Annotated in this window: 5 protein-coding genes; all 5 read left to right on the plus strand. The window is 68.3% G+C overall.

What is annotated here, in order from left to right; genetic code table 11:
* The first annotated feature begins 4 nt into the window (after positions 1-4).
* Complete coding sequence (locus tag ACSVC7_RS28615) at positions 5-910, plus strand: alpha/beta fold hydrolase (RefSeq protein ID WP_448208005.1); 906 nt, start codon at positions 5-7, stop codon at positions 908-910.
* Between the two features lie 8 nt (positions 911-918).
* Positions 919-1,746, plus strand: a complete 828-nt coding sequence (locus tag ACSVC7_RS28620; RefSeq protein WP_448208006.1) for a 2-keto-4-pentenoate hydratase — start codon at positions 919-921, stop codon at positions 1,744-1,746.
* 8 nt (positions 1,747-1,754) lie between these two features.
* Positions 1,755-2,699: an acetaldehyde dehydrogenase (acetylating) gene (locus ACSVC7_RS28625; protein WP_448208007.1), complete on the plus strand. Its 945-nt coding sequence runs from the start codon at positions 1,755-1,757 to the stop codon at positions 2,697-2,699.
* A gap of 14 nt (positions 2,700-2,713) precedes the next feature.
* Positions 2,714-3,724 carry a 4-hydroxy-2-oxovalerate aldolase gene (dmpG, locus tag ACSVC7_RS28630; RefSeq protein ID WP_448208008.1) on the plus strand — a complete coding sequence of 337 codons (1,011 nt, stop codon included), beginning with the start codon at positions 2,714-2,716 and terminating at the stop codon, positions 3,722-3,724.
* A gap of 805 nt (positions 3,725-4,529) precedes the next feature.
* On the plus strand, positions 4,530-15,858 hold an 11,329-nt coding region (locus ACSVC7_RS28635), incomplete at its 3' end, for an autotransporter-associated beta strand repeat-containing protein (protein WP_483508956.1).

Genomic DNA, 15,858 nt, shown 5'->3' on the forward strand with positions numbered 1-15,858 from the left:
GTACATGTCCCATTCCGCGACCGCCACGTCGTCCGCATCGGGGGCGGCGACGCAGCCGGAACTGCGCTCGCTGTGGTCGGCCATTGCCGGCGGCGAGGTGACGCTGCGTTATGTGAACGCGAACGGCGTGCGCACCCGCGTCCTTGAGGCGGGCGACGGCCCGCGCACGCTGGTTCTGCTGCACGGCATCGCTGGGCACCTGGAAGCCTACATGCGCAACATGCTGCCGCACGCCGAGCATTTCCGCGTGATGGCCATCGACATGCTGGGCCACGGCTTCACCGACAAGCCCGACCGCAACTACGAGATCGACGATTACGTCGAGCATCTGAAGGACTTCATCGACGCCATCGGGGAGGAGAAGATCCACCTGTCCGGCGAATCCCTCGGCGGCTGGGTCGCGGCGCGTTTCGCCGCCCGCTATCCGGAGCGCATCGACCGGCTGGTGCTGAACACCGCCGGCGGCATGATCGCCGACCCGAAGGTGATGGAACGGCTGCGCACGCTGAGCCTCGCCGCCGTGCGCTCCCCCGACCGGGAAGCCACCCGCAAGCGGCTGGAATTCCTGATGCTCGACCCGTCCATCGTCACGGAGGATCTGGTGGAGGCGCGCTACGGCGTCTACCGCCTGCCCGGCATGGCCGCGGCGATGGAGCGCATCATGTGCCTTCAGGACATGGAGGTGCGGCTGCGCAACCTCCTGACGGAGGAGGAGCTTGGCCGCATCGCGGCGGAAACGCTGGTGCTGTGGACCACCCACGATCCGACGGCGTCGGTGGAGGTCGGGCAGCGGCTTGCCAACCTCGTCCCCAACAGCCGCTTCGTGGTGATGGAGAACTGCGGCCACTGGCCCCAGCACGAGGATCCCGACACCTTCAACCGCATCCACATCGACTTCCTGAAGGGCTGAGCCGCGCCATGACCGCAACCCTTCAGGAACCGGCCCTCCAGGATCCAACTCTCCAGGAAAAGGTGACGGCGGCGGCCGACCGGCTGCTGGCCGCCCATGACGGCGGCACCCCCTGTCCGCCGCTCGGCGACCTGATCGCGCCGGGCGACATCGCCGCCGCCTACGCGGTGCAGGAGGTCAACACCCGGCGCTGGATGGCCCAGGGGCGGGTTCTCGCCGGGCGCAAGATCGGCCTGACCTCGCTCGCCGTGCAGAAGCAGCTGGGCGTGGATCAGCCCGACTACGGCATGCTGTTCACCGACATGGCCGTGCCCGACGGGATCGAGATCGCCCGCAACCGCCTGATCCAGCCGAAGGCGGAGGCCGAGGTGGCCTTCATCCTGGGCCGCGATCTGGACCGCGAGCACATCACCGTCGCCGACGTGATCCGCGCCGTGGACTACGCCGTCCCCGCCATCGAGGTGGTGGACAGCCGCGTCCGCGACTGGAAAATCACCATCACCGACACCATCGCCGACAACGCGTCCTCCGGCCTCTACGTGCTGGGGGGGCCGCCGCGCCGGCTCGACGGGCTCGACCTGCACGGCTGCGCCATGGAGATGGTCGGCGGCGGCACCGTCCTGTCCTCGGGCAGCGGCAAGGCGTGCCTGGGCCACCCACTGAACGCGGTGCTGTGGCTGGCGCAGGTGATGGCGCGCGCCGGCCGTCCGCTGAAGGCGGACGACACCGTGCTGTCGGGGGCCTTGGGGCCGATGGTCCCGGTCCAGTGGGGAACGGTGGTGGAAGCGCGTATCCAGGGCCTCGGCTCCGTCCGCGCCGCCTTCGCGCAGGAGTGAAAACGATTATGTCCACCAGCAAGACATCTCGGGCGAAAATCGCCATCCTCGGTTCCGGCAACATCGGCACCGACCTGATGATCAAGGTGATGCGCCAAGCCAAGCACCTGGAGATGGGCGTCATGGTCGGCGTCGATCCGGAATCGGACGGTCTGGCCCGCGCCCGCCGGATGGGTGTGGCCACCACCCACGAGGGCCTCGACGGGCTGATGAAAATGCCGGAATGGCGGGACATCGCGGTGGTGTTCGACGCCACCTCCGCCTACGCGCACAAGAAGCACAGCGAAGCCTGCATCGCGGCGGGCAAGCAGGTGATCGACCTGACGCCGGCGGCCATCGGCCCCTACACCGTGCCGCCGGTCAACCTCGACACCCACCTCGACCGGCCGAACGTCAACATGGTGACCTGCGGCGGGCAGGCGACGATCCCCATGGTCCACGCCGTCGCGCGCGTGTCCAAGGCCGTGCCCTACGCGGAAATCGTGGCCTCCATCTCCTCCAAATCCGCCGGCCCCGGCACCCGCGCCAACATCGACGAGTTCACCCAGACGACTTCGCGCGCCATCGAGATCGTCGGCGGAGCCGCTAAGGGCAAGGCGATCATCATCCTGAACCCGGCCGAACCGCCGCTGATCATGCGCGACACCGTCTTCGTCCTATCCCAGGGGGCCGAGCCGGAGGACATCGAAGCCTCCGTCGAAGCCATGGTGAAGGAGGTGCAGAGCTACGTCCCCGGCTACCGCCTGAAGCAGAAGGTGCAGTTCGAGCGCATCGGCAACAACGACCCGCTGCGCATTCCCGGCTACGGCGAGTTCTCCGGCGTCAAGTCCTCGATCTTCCTGGAGGTCGAGGGGGCGGCCCACTACCTGCCGGCCTATGCGGGGAACCTGGACATCATGACCTCGGCCGCCATGGCCACCGCCGACCGCTGGGTCGAACGCCGCGCCGCGTGAGAGGAACCCGATCCATGAGCAAGCTCTACATCCAGGACGTCACGCTGCGCGACGGCATGCACGCCCTGCGGCACCAGTACGACCTGGACACGGTGGTCCGCATCGCACGGGCGCTGGACGCCGCCGGGGTCGATGCCATCGAGATCACCCACGGCGACGGGCTGTCCGGCGGCAGCTTCAACTATGGCTTCGGCAGCCACACCGACCTCAACTGGATCGGCACGGTGGCGGGGGCGGTCTCCCGCGCCAAGGTGACGGTGCTGCTGCTGCCCGGCATCGGCACCCGGGAGGAGCTGACCGCCGCGCAGGAGGCCGGCGCGCGCTCCGTCCGCGTCGCCACCCACTGCACGGAGGCCGACGTCTCCCGCCAGCACATCGAGCACGCGCGCAAGCTGGGCATGGACACCGTCGGCTTCCTGATGATGTCGCACATGATCCCGGTGGACCGGCTGGTCGAACAGGCCAAGCTGATGGAGTCCTACGGCGCCGAATGCGTCTATGTGGTGGACAGCGCCGGCGCCCTGCTGCCGCATCAGGTGGCGGAGCGGGTGCGGGCCTTCCGCGACGCGATGAAGCCGGAAACGCAGATCGGCGTGCACACCCACCACAACCTGACGCTGGGCGTCGCCAACGCCATCGCCGGGGTGGAGGCCGGGGCGGGGCGCATCGACGCCTCGCTGGCCGGCATGGGGGCCGGGGCCGGCAACGCCCCGCTGGAAGCGCTGGTCGCGGTGCTCGACCGGATGGAGTTGGAGCACGGCTGCGACCTGTTCGCCCTGATGGACGCCGCCGACGATCTCGTCCGGCCCCTGCAGGACCGGCCGGTGCGGGTGGACCGGGAAAGCCTGTCGCTCGGCTATGCCGGCGTCTATTCCAGCTTCCTGCGCCACGCGGAACGGGCGGCCCGGACCTACGGCATCGACACCCGCAAGATTCTGGTGGAGCTGGGGCGGCGCAAGATGGTGGGTGGCCAGGAGGATATGATCGTCGATGTGGCGCTCGACCTCCTGAAGGACGGCTCCTGAAGGACGGCGAAGGCATCGTCGGCTTGACGCCGGATGGTCCGGCGGGCTCCGCGGTGGCGGGGAGTGGAGCGGCATGACGACGCGTTCCGATTCCCGTCACGCCGGCTACCGCAGCCCCGCCGAGGTCATCGCGCCCCAGGCCGCCCGTGGCTCGGGTCAGCGTGTCGCACGGAGGTGATGCGACCGATTTGCCCTTCGACCGCGGCCCTTTGATTGTACCGACTGTCCCGCTGCCACGCCATCCGGCCCCTCTCGGCGATGGTCTGGAAGTGGCGGTCGCGCTGGCTGAGCACGGCGTCGCTGCGGGGCGGCACCACGACGGCGGCACCACGACGGCGGCGTCCGGATGGCGTTCGTGCACGGCTGCATAAACACTCGTCCGGTCGTAGGCGCCGTCCCCCGTTACCGAGGTCACCGATACGCCAACCTGGTCGACGACGGGCGATCCATGTCCAGCGGGTCGCCGCCCTGCGCGACATGCTCGCTGTCGCGTAAACCGCGCCATCGGTCAGCAGGGCGGTTCAACCCGCTTAACTCAAGTTTGGCGTGAGGTCTGACGGAACCGATTGTTCTGCTTTCGAACACGTCGGCGAAACTTTGAACATTGTAAAGTTGTGTGCCGAAATACATCCAGGCCATTTTTCACCACGGTCCCGCCACGATTTCCGGAAACATATGTGCACGAACTGAAACTGTAGCCGAACAAGCGCTATGTCCGCCATTTACTATTTAAAATTACGTCGGTACATCTCGCCTAATGGGCTACTCCTTGGGTGGGGGTGGCCGAAGGCAAAGGGGCAAGGGCATGGCCGTGGAGCAGAAGCGTAAGAGCCGCGACAACAGCGCGCGCGCCAACATGGCCAAGAAGACGATCCCCTCGTCCATGCACATCATGGCTCTGGAACCGCGCTTCATGTTCGATGCGGCGGGGGCGGTGACGGTCGCCGATCCCGCGCACACCGAACCCGCTCCACCCCCGGCCGATGCCCCCGACACCACCGACCACACCCTGGTGGACGCCCTGGCGCAGGTGGTGCCCCCCGCCGCCACCGGGCCGTCCGGGCATCAGGTGCTGCGCGAGGCCGATCCGGCGGCCAACGGCGGACGCAAGGAGGTGGTGTTCATCGACACCAAGGTCGCCGATTACCGGACGCTGGTGGACGGCGTGAAGCCGGGTGCCGAGGTGGTGGTGCTGGACGGTGCCCGCGACGGGCTCGACCAGATGGCGGCCTGGGCCAAGGGTAAGGCGGGGTACGACGCGATCCACGTGATCAGCCACGGCCAGGAGGCGCGGCTGTTGCTCGGCACCACGTCCCTGGAAACCGCGGATATCCCGCAACGTGCGGACGAACTGGCGCGGATCGGCGCCGTGCTTTCCAACGATGCCGACATCCTGCTCTATGGCTGCGACATCGGCCGCAATGCGACAGGCGGTGCGTTCCTGGATGCCCTTGCACGGGCGACCGGCGCGGACGTCGCGGCTTCGGACGACGATACGGGCTCCGTCGGATTGGGCGGGGATTGGGAACTGGAAACGTCGTCGGGCCGAGTCGAGACAGGCGTGGCGATCACCGATTCCGGAATGACTGAGTACGCCGATAAACTTACTGCGTTTGCAGCGGGCGATATTGTTGTCATTCAGGCATCGACAACCAACAATTATTTTGTCTTCGTCACCCTTGTCGATATTGATGCCAACACATCTGTAAAATTTACTGACCGCGGCTGGGGCACGGGCGCGGGCGGCCCCGCATTCATGACTGGAACTCCAAGCGCCGGTACGGGTGGTGAATTCTACACCACATGGACCCCGACCACGGCTGTTGCGGCGGGCACGCTGTTCCGCGTGACTCTTGGAACCGCGACAAGCACAACTCCAACGATAACTCGTTTGACGGACAACAGCACCGAGCCGGTTTCGCACTTAGCAAGCGCCAATACCGCTGAAGATCCATTTACGACAAATGGCGATTCTATATTCGTGTTTACCGGCCAATCGACATCGCCGTCATTTATTTCCGGTGTAAATTTTGTTGCTAGCACGACCAGCATCGGTGCGAACGGGTGGAGGTCCGACGCACTTGCCGTCACCGGGACCGTGTCTTCACTTGCTTCCAATCTTCCTGGCACATTGACCAATGGGTACAATACGCTCTCGCTAACGACTTCCACTGTCGGGGCCAAGGATAATTTCGCTTATACCGGCGACGCGAATGCCAAATCCAAATGGGAATGGCTTGCCGCGTTTACAACCGCATCGAACTTCTCGCAACTCGACTCGACAAACCCGTCGCTCACGAGCTTCTCCGGCAACAAGCTTCAGATTGTGGCCGACACCACCCCGCCCACCATCACCATCGCCTCCGCCGCCGCCGCCACCGTCACCGTCACCGGCGCCTTCACGGTCACCTTCACCCTGTCCGAATACGCGACCGATTTCGCTGCGGGCGACGTTTCGGTGACCAACGGGACGATCAGCAGTTTCACCGGCAGCGGCACCAGCTATTCCGCGACGATCACGCCGACCGCTGACGGTACGGTCTCGGTGGACGTGGCCGGCAGCACCTTCACGGATCCCGCCGGCAACAACAACACCGCCGCCTCCACCCAGCTTTCCCGCACCTATAACGCTCCCCCCACCGTCACCAACCTGAACACCGACAGCGTGGCCTGGGCCGGGGTGGGCGGCACGGTCACGCTGGACAACGGCGGCAACGCCATCGTCGCGGACACGGCATTCGGCGCGCTCAATGGCGGAAACGGCAATTGGAACGGTGCCACCCTGACCTTCCAGCGCTCGGGCACGGCGGTGACCACGGACGAGTTCGGGTTCGACACCGCGGGAGCGCTGTTCGGCGTCAGCGGCGGCAACCTGACGGAAGGCGGGCTTGATTTTGCCTCCTTCACCAGCGCAAACGGCGTGCTGACGGTCACCTTCAACAGCTCGCAGACCACGGCCACCACGGCCCTGGTGCAGGACGTGCTGCGGCGCGCAACCTTCCGCACCGACACGCCGACCGGCAACATGGACATCGCCTACAGCCTCAGCGACGGTGTGGGGTCTGGCACCGGCACGGTAACGGTCACCTCGAATGCCATCTACGTCAACGCCACCGGCGAGACCTCCGACAGCAACCGCAACTCGGTGACGGTGCGCGAGGCGGTGGCCATCGCCGCCGCCCAGTCGAACGGGGCGGAGACGCTGGTGCTGACCGGCGCGCTGGCCGGGCAGACCATCACGCTGAGCTCCGGCCTCACGCTGACGGAGGGGCTGAGCATCGACGCCGACGCGGCCAGCGGCTTCACGCTGGCCGGCAACACGCTGACCATCGCGTCGGGCACGATGCTGACCATCAGCAACGGCAGCGGCGACACCATGACGATCTCCAGCAGCCTCGCCGGCGGGGGCGGGGTGGCGAAGACGGGCGCCGGCACGCTGACGCTTTCCGCCAGCAACAGCTACGACGGCACCACCACCGTGTCGGCCGGCACGCTGGCGATCTCGAACGGCAGCGCGCTGGGCAGCACCTTCGGCGCCACTTCGGTGGCGAGCGGCGCGGCGCTGGCGTTGTCGGGCAGCATCACGGTGGCCGAAGCGATCACCGGCCTGGCGGGCACCGGAGTGGCGGGCGGAGGCGCGCTGGTCAACACCGGCAGCATCAACACCATCAGCGGCGCCGTCACCCTGACCGGTGACGCCACCATCACCACCACCGCCGGGCAACTGACGCTGAGCGGGATCATCAGCGACGGCGCCGGCACCTACGGCCTGACCAAGGCGGGTGCGGGCACGCTGGTGCTGTCGGGCAACAACAGCTACGACGGCACCACCACGATCTCGGCCGGCACACTGACGGCTGCACACGCCAACGCGCTGGGCAGCACCACCGGCGGCACCGCGGTGACGAGCGGGGCGACGCTGGCGCTGTCGGGCAACATCACCGTGGCCGAGACCATCACCGGGCTGGAGGGTGCGGGAGCGTCACAAGGCGCGCTGGTCAACACAAGCGGCAGCAACACGCTGAGCGGCGCCATCACCCTGACCGGCGACGCCACCATCTACGTCTCCAGTAACATCACCCTGACGCTGAGCGGCGTCATCGGCGACGGGACCAACACCTACGGCCTGACCAAGGCGGGCATAGGCACGCTGGTGCTGTCGGGCAACAACAGCTACGACGGCACCACCACCGTGTCGGCCGGAACGCTGACGGCTTCGCACGCCAACGCGCTGGGCAGCACCACCGGCGGCACCTCGGTGACGAGCGGGGCTGCGCTGTCGCTGTCGGGCAACATCACGGTAGCCGAGGCGATCACAGGATTGGGCGGCTTCGGCAATGTCGGCGCTGGCGCGCTGATCAATGACAGCGGCACCAACACGCTGAGCGGCGCCATTACCCTGACGGCCAACACCTACATAACCTTCACGAACGGCACCCTGACGCTGAGCGGGGCCATCAGCGACGGGGCCGGCACCTTCAACCTGAACAAGAACGGATCCGGCACGCTGGTGCTGGCAGGCGACAACAGCTACGACGGCACCACCACGGTGCAGGGCGGCACACTGTTGATCGCGCACGCCAACGCGCTGGGCAGTACCACCGGCGGCACCTCGGTGTCGAACGGGGCGACGCTGGCGCTGTCGGGCGACATCACCGTGGCCGAGGCGATCACCGCCTTGGCGGGCAAGCTGAACAACAGCAGCGGCACCAACACCATCAGCGGCGCCATCACCCTGACGAACGCCGCCGCCGGCATCGATGCCACCAACGGCACCCTGACGCTGAGCGGGGTGATCACCGACGGGGTCAGCACCTACGGCTTCGTCAAGAACGGATCCGGCACGCTGGTGCTGTCGGGCACCAACAGCTACGACGGCACCACCACGGTGCAGAGCGGCACACTGTCGATCGCCGGGGCCGCCAATCTCGGCACCGGTGCGCTCTCGCTCTACAACGGCACGCTGGAGGTGACCGGCGCCTCCGTCACGCTCAGCAACGCCGTCTCGCTCAACGGCAGCGACGGCGGCACGATCAACGTGGGCAGCGGCAACGCGCTGACGCTGTCGGGTGCCGTCTCCGGCGTCGGGATGGTGAACACGCTGATCAAGACCGGGGCCGGCACGCTGACGCTGACGAACACCAACAGCTACACCGGCAACACCGCCATCAACGCCGGGACGCTGGTCGTCACCGGAACGCTCAACGGCGCAACCGCCGGGGCCGTGAACGTGAACAGCGGCGGCACGCTGGCCGGCACGGGCACCGTCAACGGCGCGGTCACGGTCGCCTCGGGCGGTACGCTGGCGCCGGGCGTGGCCGGCACCAACAGCGGCGCCGGCACCCTGACGCTGAAAAACGGCCTCACCATCGCCTCGGGCGGCACGCTGGCCGCCGACATCAACGGCACCACCGTCGGCACGCAGTACGATCAGGTCGCCGTCACCGGGACCGTCACCGTAACCGGTGCCACCCTGTCGCTGTCGGGCACCCACACCGCCACCCTGACGGCGAGCGGGGAGAGCTTCGCGCTTATCAGCAATGATGGCTCGGACGCCGTCACCGGCACCTTCAGCGGTCTGGCCGCGGGCGGCACGGTCACCTTCAACGGGGTGGCGCTCACCGCCAGCTACAGCTACGCCAGCGGCACCGGCAACGATTTCGCGCTGATCGGCCCGTCCAACGCGGCGCCGTCGCTGGGCGGCACCTTCACCACGGCCGGCACGGTGAACGACAACGCCACCGCCACGCCCTTCAGCGGCGTCACCGTCACCGACGCCGACACCACCACCGGCACCTTCACCGTCACCATCACCTACACCGCCGCCAACGGCACGCTGTCGAGTGCCGGCGGCGGGCTGACCGGGACGGCGGGCAACTACACGCTGACCGCCAGCAGCACGACCGGCCTCACCACCCTGCTCCAGGCGCTGGTGTTCACCCCCACCGCCAACCAGATGACACCCGGCAGCACGGCGCAGACCACCTTCACGCTGACGCCCAACGACGGCGCGTTCGACGGCACGGCCGACAACACCACCGTCGTCACCGCCACCTCGATCAACGACACGCCGACCGGCCTGGCACTCTCCAACAGCTCGGTCAGCGTCTACGACGGGCTGAACGCCACGGTGGGCACGCTGTCGGCCACCGACCCGGACACCGGGCAGACGCTGACCTACACCCTGGTCAGCGGCACCGGCGACACTGACAACAGCCGGTTCACGATCACCGGCTCCACGCTCAGCGTCAACAACACCGGGCTGACCGGCGGCCAGAGCTATTCGATCCGGGTGCAGGTGAGCGACGGCACCGCCACCCGGCAGCAGACCTTCACCATCACCGCGTCGAACGATCTGGTGGTCACCGTGCTGGCGATCGGCAGCGACGCCATCGGCACCTACGCGGAGGAGGTGAGCGACGACGGCGGCCTCGACCTGCGCGAGGCGATCGCACTCGCCAACAGCGGCAGCGGCGCCGTCACCATCCGCTTCGCCGGCACGCTGGCGGGCACCATCACGCTCGGCGGCGCCTACACCGTGCGCGACGGGGTGACGCTCGCCATGGACAGCGACACCGACAACCGCGTGCTGACCATCACGGGCCAGAGCCTGACGCTGGGCAACAGCTTCGGCCTCAACGTCGGCACCGGCGACACGCTGACCATCAACTCGGCGCTGGCCGACAACGGCTTCGTCACCGCGGCCCTGACCAAGACCGGCGCCGGCACGCTGACGCTGGCTGGCACCAACACCCACAGGGGCACCACCACGGTATCGGCGGGCACGCTGGCCCTATCCGGCGGCTCGGCGATTGCCGACACCGGCGCGGTCACCGTGTCGGCGGGCGCGACGCTGTCGCTGTCGTCGAACGAGACCATCGGCGGGCTGTCGGGCGCGGGGGCGATGGCGCTGGGGTCGAGCACGCTGACCACGGGTGGCGACAACACGTCCACCACCTTCTCCGGCACCATCTCCGGCACCGGTGGCCTCACCAAGACGGGCACGGGCACGCTGACGCTGTCGGGCGCCAACACCTACACGGGGACCACCACGGTGTGGGCCGGCACGCTGACGCTGGACGGTGGCAGCGCCATCGTCGACACCGGCACGGTGACGGTGTCCAATATCGCCACCCTGGCGTTGACGGCGAATGTGACCATCGGCGGGCTGTCGGGCGGGGGGGCGGTGGCGCTGGGGTCGAACACGCTGACCACGGGTGGCGACAACACGTCCACCACCTTCTCCGGCTCCATCATCGGCAGCGGCGGCCTGACCAAGGTGGGCACCGGCACGCTGACGCTGTCGGGCCGCAACAGCTACACCGGCGCCACCACGGTGTCGGCCGGCACGCTGACGCTGAGCGGCGGCGTCGGCAACATCGCCATCGCCAACACCAGCGCGGTGACGGTGTCCAGCGGCGCCACGCTGGCGTTGACGGCGAGCGAGACCATCGGCTCGCTGGCCGGCTTCGGCACGGTGGCGCTGGGGTCGACCACGCTGATCACCGGCGACGACAACACGTCCACCACCTTCTCTGGCACCATCTCGGGCACCGGTGGCCTCACCAAGACGGGCACCGGCACGCTGACGCTGTCGGGCACCAACAGCTACGCCAGCGCCACCACCGTGACGGCCGGCACGCTGACGCTGAGCGGCGGCAGCGCCATCGTCGACACCGGCATGGTGTCGGTGTCCGGCGGTGCTACGCTGGCGCTGGCGGCGAGCGAAACCATCGGCTCGCTGACCGGCGCCGGCGCCGTGACGCTGGGCGCCTACACGCTGACCACCGGCGGCGCCGGGTTGTTCACCACCTTCTCCGGTGTCATCTCCGGTACCGGCGGCCTGAGCAAGGCGGGCAATTCCACCTTCACCCTGTCGGGCGCCAACACCTACACCGGCGGCACCACGGTGTCCGCCGGCACGCTGGCCGGCACGACCACCAGCCTGCAAGGCGCGATCACCAACAACGCCACGGTGATCTTCAACCAGAGCACGGCGGGCACCTATGCCGGCGCGATGTCCGGCACCGGCAGCCTGACCAAGCAGGGCACCGGCACGCTGGAGCTGTCGGGCGCCAACACCTACACTGGCACCACCACCGTGTCGGCCGGCACGCTGACGCTGAGCGGCGGCGGCGCCATCGCCGACACCGGCGCGGTGTCGGTGTCCGGCGGCGCCACGCTGGCGCTGGCGGCGAGCGAAACCATCGGCTCGCTGGCCGGCGCCGGCGCGGTGTCGCTGGGCGACTACACGCTGACCACGGGCGGCGCCAACACGTCCACCATCTTCTCCGGCACCATCTCCGGCAGCGGCGGCCTGACCAAGGTAGGCACCGGCACCTTCACCCTGTCGAACATGAATGGCTACACCGGCACCACCACCGTGACGGCCGGCACGCTGACGCTGAGGGGCGGCAGCGCCATCGCCGACACCGGCGCGGTGACGGTGTCCAGCGGCGCCACGCTGGCGCTGTCGGCGAGCGAAACCATCGGCTCGCTGGCCGGCACGGGCGCGGTGTCGCTGGGCGCCTACACGCTGACCACCGGCGGCGCCAACACGTCCACCACCTTCTCCGGCGCTATCGGCGGCACCGGCGGCCTGACCAAGACGGGCACCGGCACGCTGACGCTGTCGGGCGCGAACACCTACACCGGCACCACCACCGTGACGGCCGGCACGCTGCTGGTGACCGGGTCGCTGACCGGGACCGGCGCCGTTGCCGTCAACTCCGGCGCCACGCTGGCCGGCACCGGCAGCATCGCCGGGGCGGTGACCATCAACGCCGGCGCCACGCTGTCGCCCGGCGTGCCCGGCACCAGCAACGGCGTCGGCACGCTGACCCTTGGCAACGGCCTCACGCTGAACGGCACGCTCGCGATCGACCTGGCCGGCAGCGGTGGCGTCCCCGGCACCGACCACGACCAGGTTGCGGTCACCGGCACCGTCACGCTGTCCAGCAGCACGAGCGCCGTCGCGCTGACACGCGTCAACGGCTACGCGCAGTCCGGCGCCTACAGCTACACCGTCATCGACAACGATGGCGCCGACTCGATCGCCAACACGCTCAACGGCGTCGCCGAGGGCGGTCAGGTCACCAGCGGCTCCGACCACTATTCGTTCAGCTACGTTGGCGGCACCGGCAACGATCTCGCCATCAGCGACCTGGCGTTCCCGACCGTCACCTCGGTCTCTTCCACGACCGCCAACGGCTCGTACAAGGTCGGCGACAACATCGCCGTCACCGTGACCTTCAACCGCGCGGTTACGGTGACCGGCACGCCGACGCTGACCTTGGCCACCGGTAACTCCACGGGCAACTCCACGGGCAACTCCACGGGCAACGCGGCCAGCTACAGCAGCATCTCCGCCGACGGCACGACGCTCACCTTCACCTACACCGTCCAGGCCGGCGACACGTCCAGCGACCTCGACTGCGCGTCCAGCGCGGCGCTGGTGCTCAGCGGCGGCACCATCAAGGACAGCGCGACGGGCAACGACGCGGTGCTCACCCTGGCCGCGCCGGGAGCCACCAACTCGCTGGCCGCAAACAAGGCCATCGTCCTCGACACCACCGCCCCGACCGTCTCCTCGGTGACGGTGCCCGGTAACGGCACCTACAAGATCGGCGACGTGCTGAGCTTCACCGTGACCTTCTCCGAGGCGGTGTCGGGCCTGACCGGCAGCACGTTGAGTCTGAGCATCGACCAGAGCGTCGCCGGCACCACCACCCGCCAAGCCACCCTGGACTCGTCCACCTCGACCACGGCGACCTACAAGTACACCATTCAGGCCGGCGACCTGGACGGCGACGGCATCGCGGTGAGCGGCCTGAGCGTCGGCACGGTGACCGACGCGGCCGGCAACGTTCTGATCACCACGCTCAACAGCGTCGGCTCGACCGCCGCCGTCAAGGCCGACGGTGTGGCCCCGGTGGTGAGCGCCGTCACACTGCCCTCCGACAAGACCTACAAGGAAGGCGAGACGCTGGACTTCGTGGTCACCTTCGACGATGCCGGCACCATCTTCACCAACACCTTCAGTTCCACGCTCGAATTCTCGATTGGCGGCGCGGCCAAATCGGCCAGCTGCTTCAGCCACTCCGGCGGCGCGGTGACCTACCGCTACACCGTGGCCAGCGGTGACAACACCAGCAGCGGCATCTCGGTCACCGGCCTGACGCTGGGCGCCGCCTCCATCAAGGACGCCGCCGGCAACGACGCCAGCACAGCGCTGACCGGCAAAGTCGGCGCCACCAGCGGCATCCTGATCGACACCACCGCGCCGACCTTCAACGCGGCGAATTCGACACCGGCCGACAACACCACGGGCGTCGTCGCCTCGGTCCATCCGGTGCTGACGTTCAGCGAACCGGTGCAAAAAGGGACGGGCGGCGGCTTCGTCATCTACAACGTCACCACCAACGCGGTGATCGAGACCATCGCCAACACCTCCAGCCAGATCACCGGCTGGGGCACCGACCAGCTGACCATCACGCCGTCCGCCCCGCTGCCGCGCGGCACGAGCATCGCCATCCGCTGGGATGCCACGGCGGTGACCGACAGCGTCGGCAACGCGCTGTCTGCCAACAGCACTTCCACCACCTACGATTTTGCCACCGCCCCCAATCTGGCGCCGAGCAACGGCGTGGCGCCGACCATCTCCGGCACCACCACCGTGGGCGGCACATTGACCGCCAGCACCGGCAGCTGGAGCGACGGCAACGGCGACACGCTGACCTACAGCTACCAGTGGTACCGCGCCGATGACGCCAACGGTGCCAACGAGACCGCGATCGCCGGGGCGACCGGCAACAGCTGCACGCTGACCACGGCCGACGCGCACAAGCACCTGCGCGTCGTCATCACCGCCAACGACGGGTTCGGCGCGACGTCGACGGCCACCTCCGCCCGTCAGCTGGCCACCAACGTGGCGCCGTCCAACGGCGTGGCACCGACCATTTCCGGTGCCGCCATGGTGGGCAACGCCCTGACGGTCAGTACCGGCATGTGGAGCGATGGTGACAACGACGCGCTGACCTACGGCTATCAGTGGTACCGCGCCGACGACGCCAGCGGCACCAACGCTACCGCTATCGCCGGCGCCACGGGCAACAGCTACACCCTGACCACAGCCGACGAGCACAAGCACCTGCGCGTCGTCATCACCGCCAACGACGGACATGGCGGTTCCGACCGGGCGGCCAATACCGTGTGGACGGCGGTCGGCGACAGCGCGCCGGTCAACAGCGTGGCGCCGTCCGTTTCCGGCGCGGGCACCATCGGCAGCATGCTGACCGCCACCACGAACGGCACCTGGAGCGACGCCGAGAACGACCCGCTGACCTACAGCTATCAGTGGTACCGCGCCGACGACGCCAGCGGTACCAACGCCGTCGCGATCAGCGGCGCCACGGGCAGCACCTACACGCTGACCGCCGCGGACGATGGCAAGTATGTCGGCATCAAGGTCACCGCCGACGACAGCTACGGAGCCACGCCGTCCGCCAATTCCGCCTGGAGGCTGATCACCAACACGGCGCCGACGATCACCAACGTCACGACGCTGGTCCAGCAGATCAACGACAGCGCGACGGTCAAGCCGTTCAGCGCGGTCACGATCACCGACCCCGACGTGCAGACGCAGACGGTGACGGTGACGCTGGACACTGCGGCCAAGGGCTCGCTGGCCAGCGCGTCGGGCGGCAGCTACAACGCGGCCACCGGCGTGTGGAGCTTCACCGGCACGGCGGCGCAGGCCCAGGCGGCGCTGCGCGACCTGGTCTTCACGCCGACGATCAACCGCCTGACCCCGAACAGCAATGAGACCACGACCCTGACTCTGTCGGTCAGCGACGGCATCGCCAGCGCGGTGACCAACAGCCAGACCATGGTGAAGTCGGTCTCGGTCAACGATATGACGGCGATCGGCGGCACCGTGGCCGGCCAGGCCATCCTGTACGCTACCACGACCCAGCCCTTCGCCACGGTGACGGTGACCGACCCCGACTATCAGACCTCGACCGTCCAGGTCATCATCACCGACGGCGTGAACAAGGGGGACTTCACCGCGGCCTCGACCACCGGCTGGACGCGCACCGTGATCAATGGGTCCGACATCCAGTACGAAAAGGTCT

The sequence above is a fragment of the Azospirillum mesophilum genome (genome assembly GCF_053470405.2).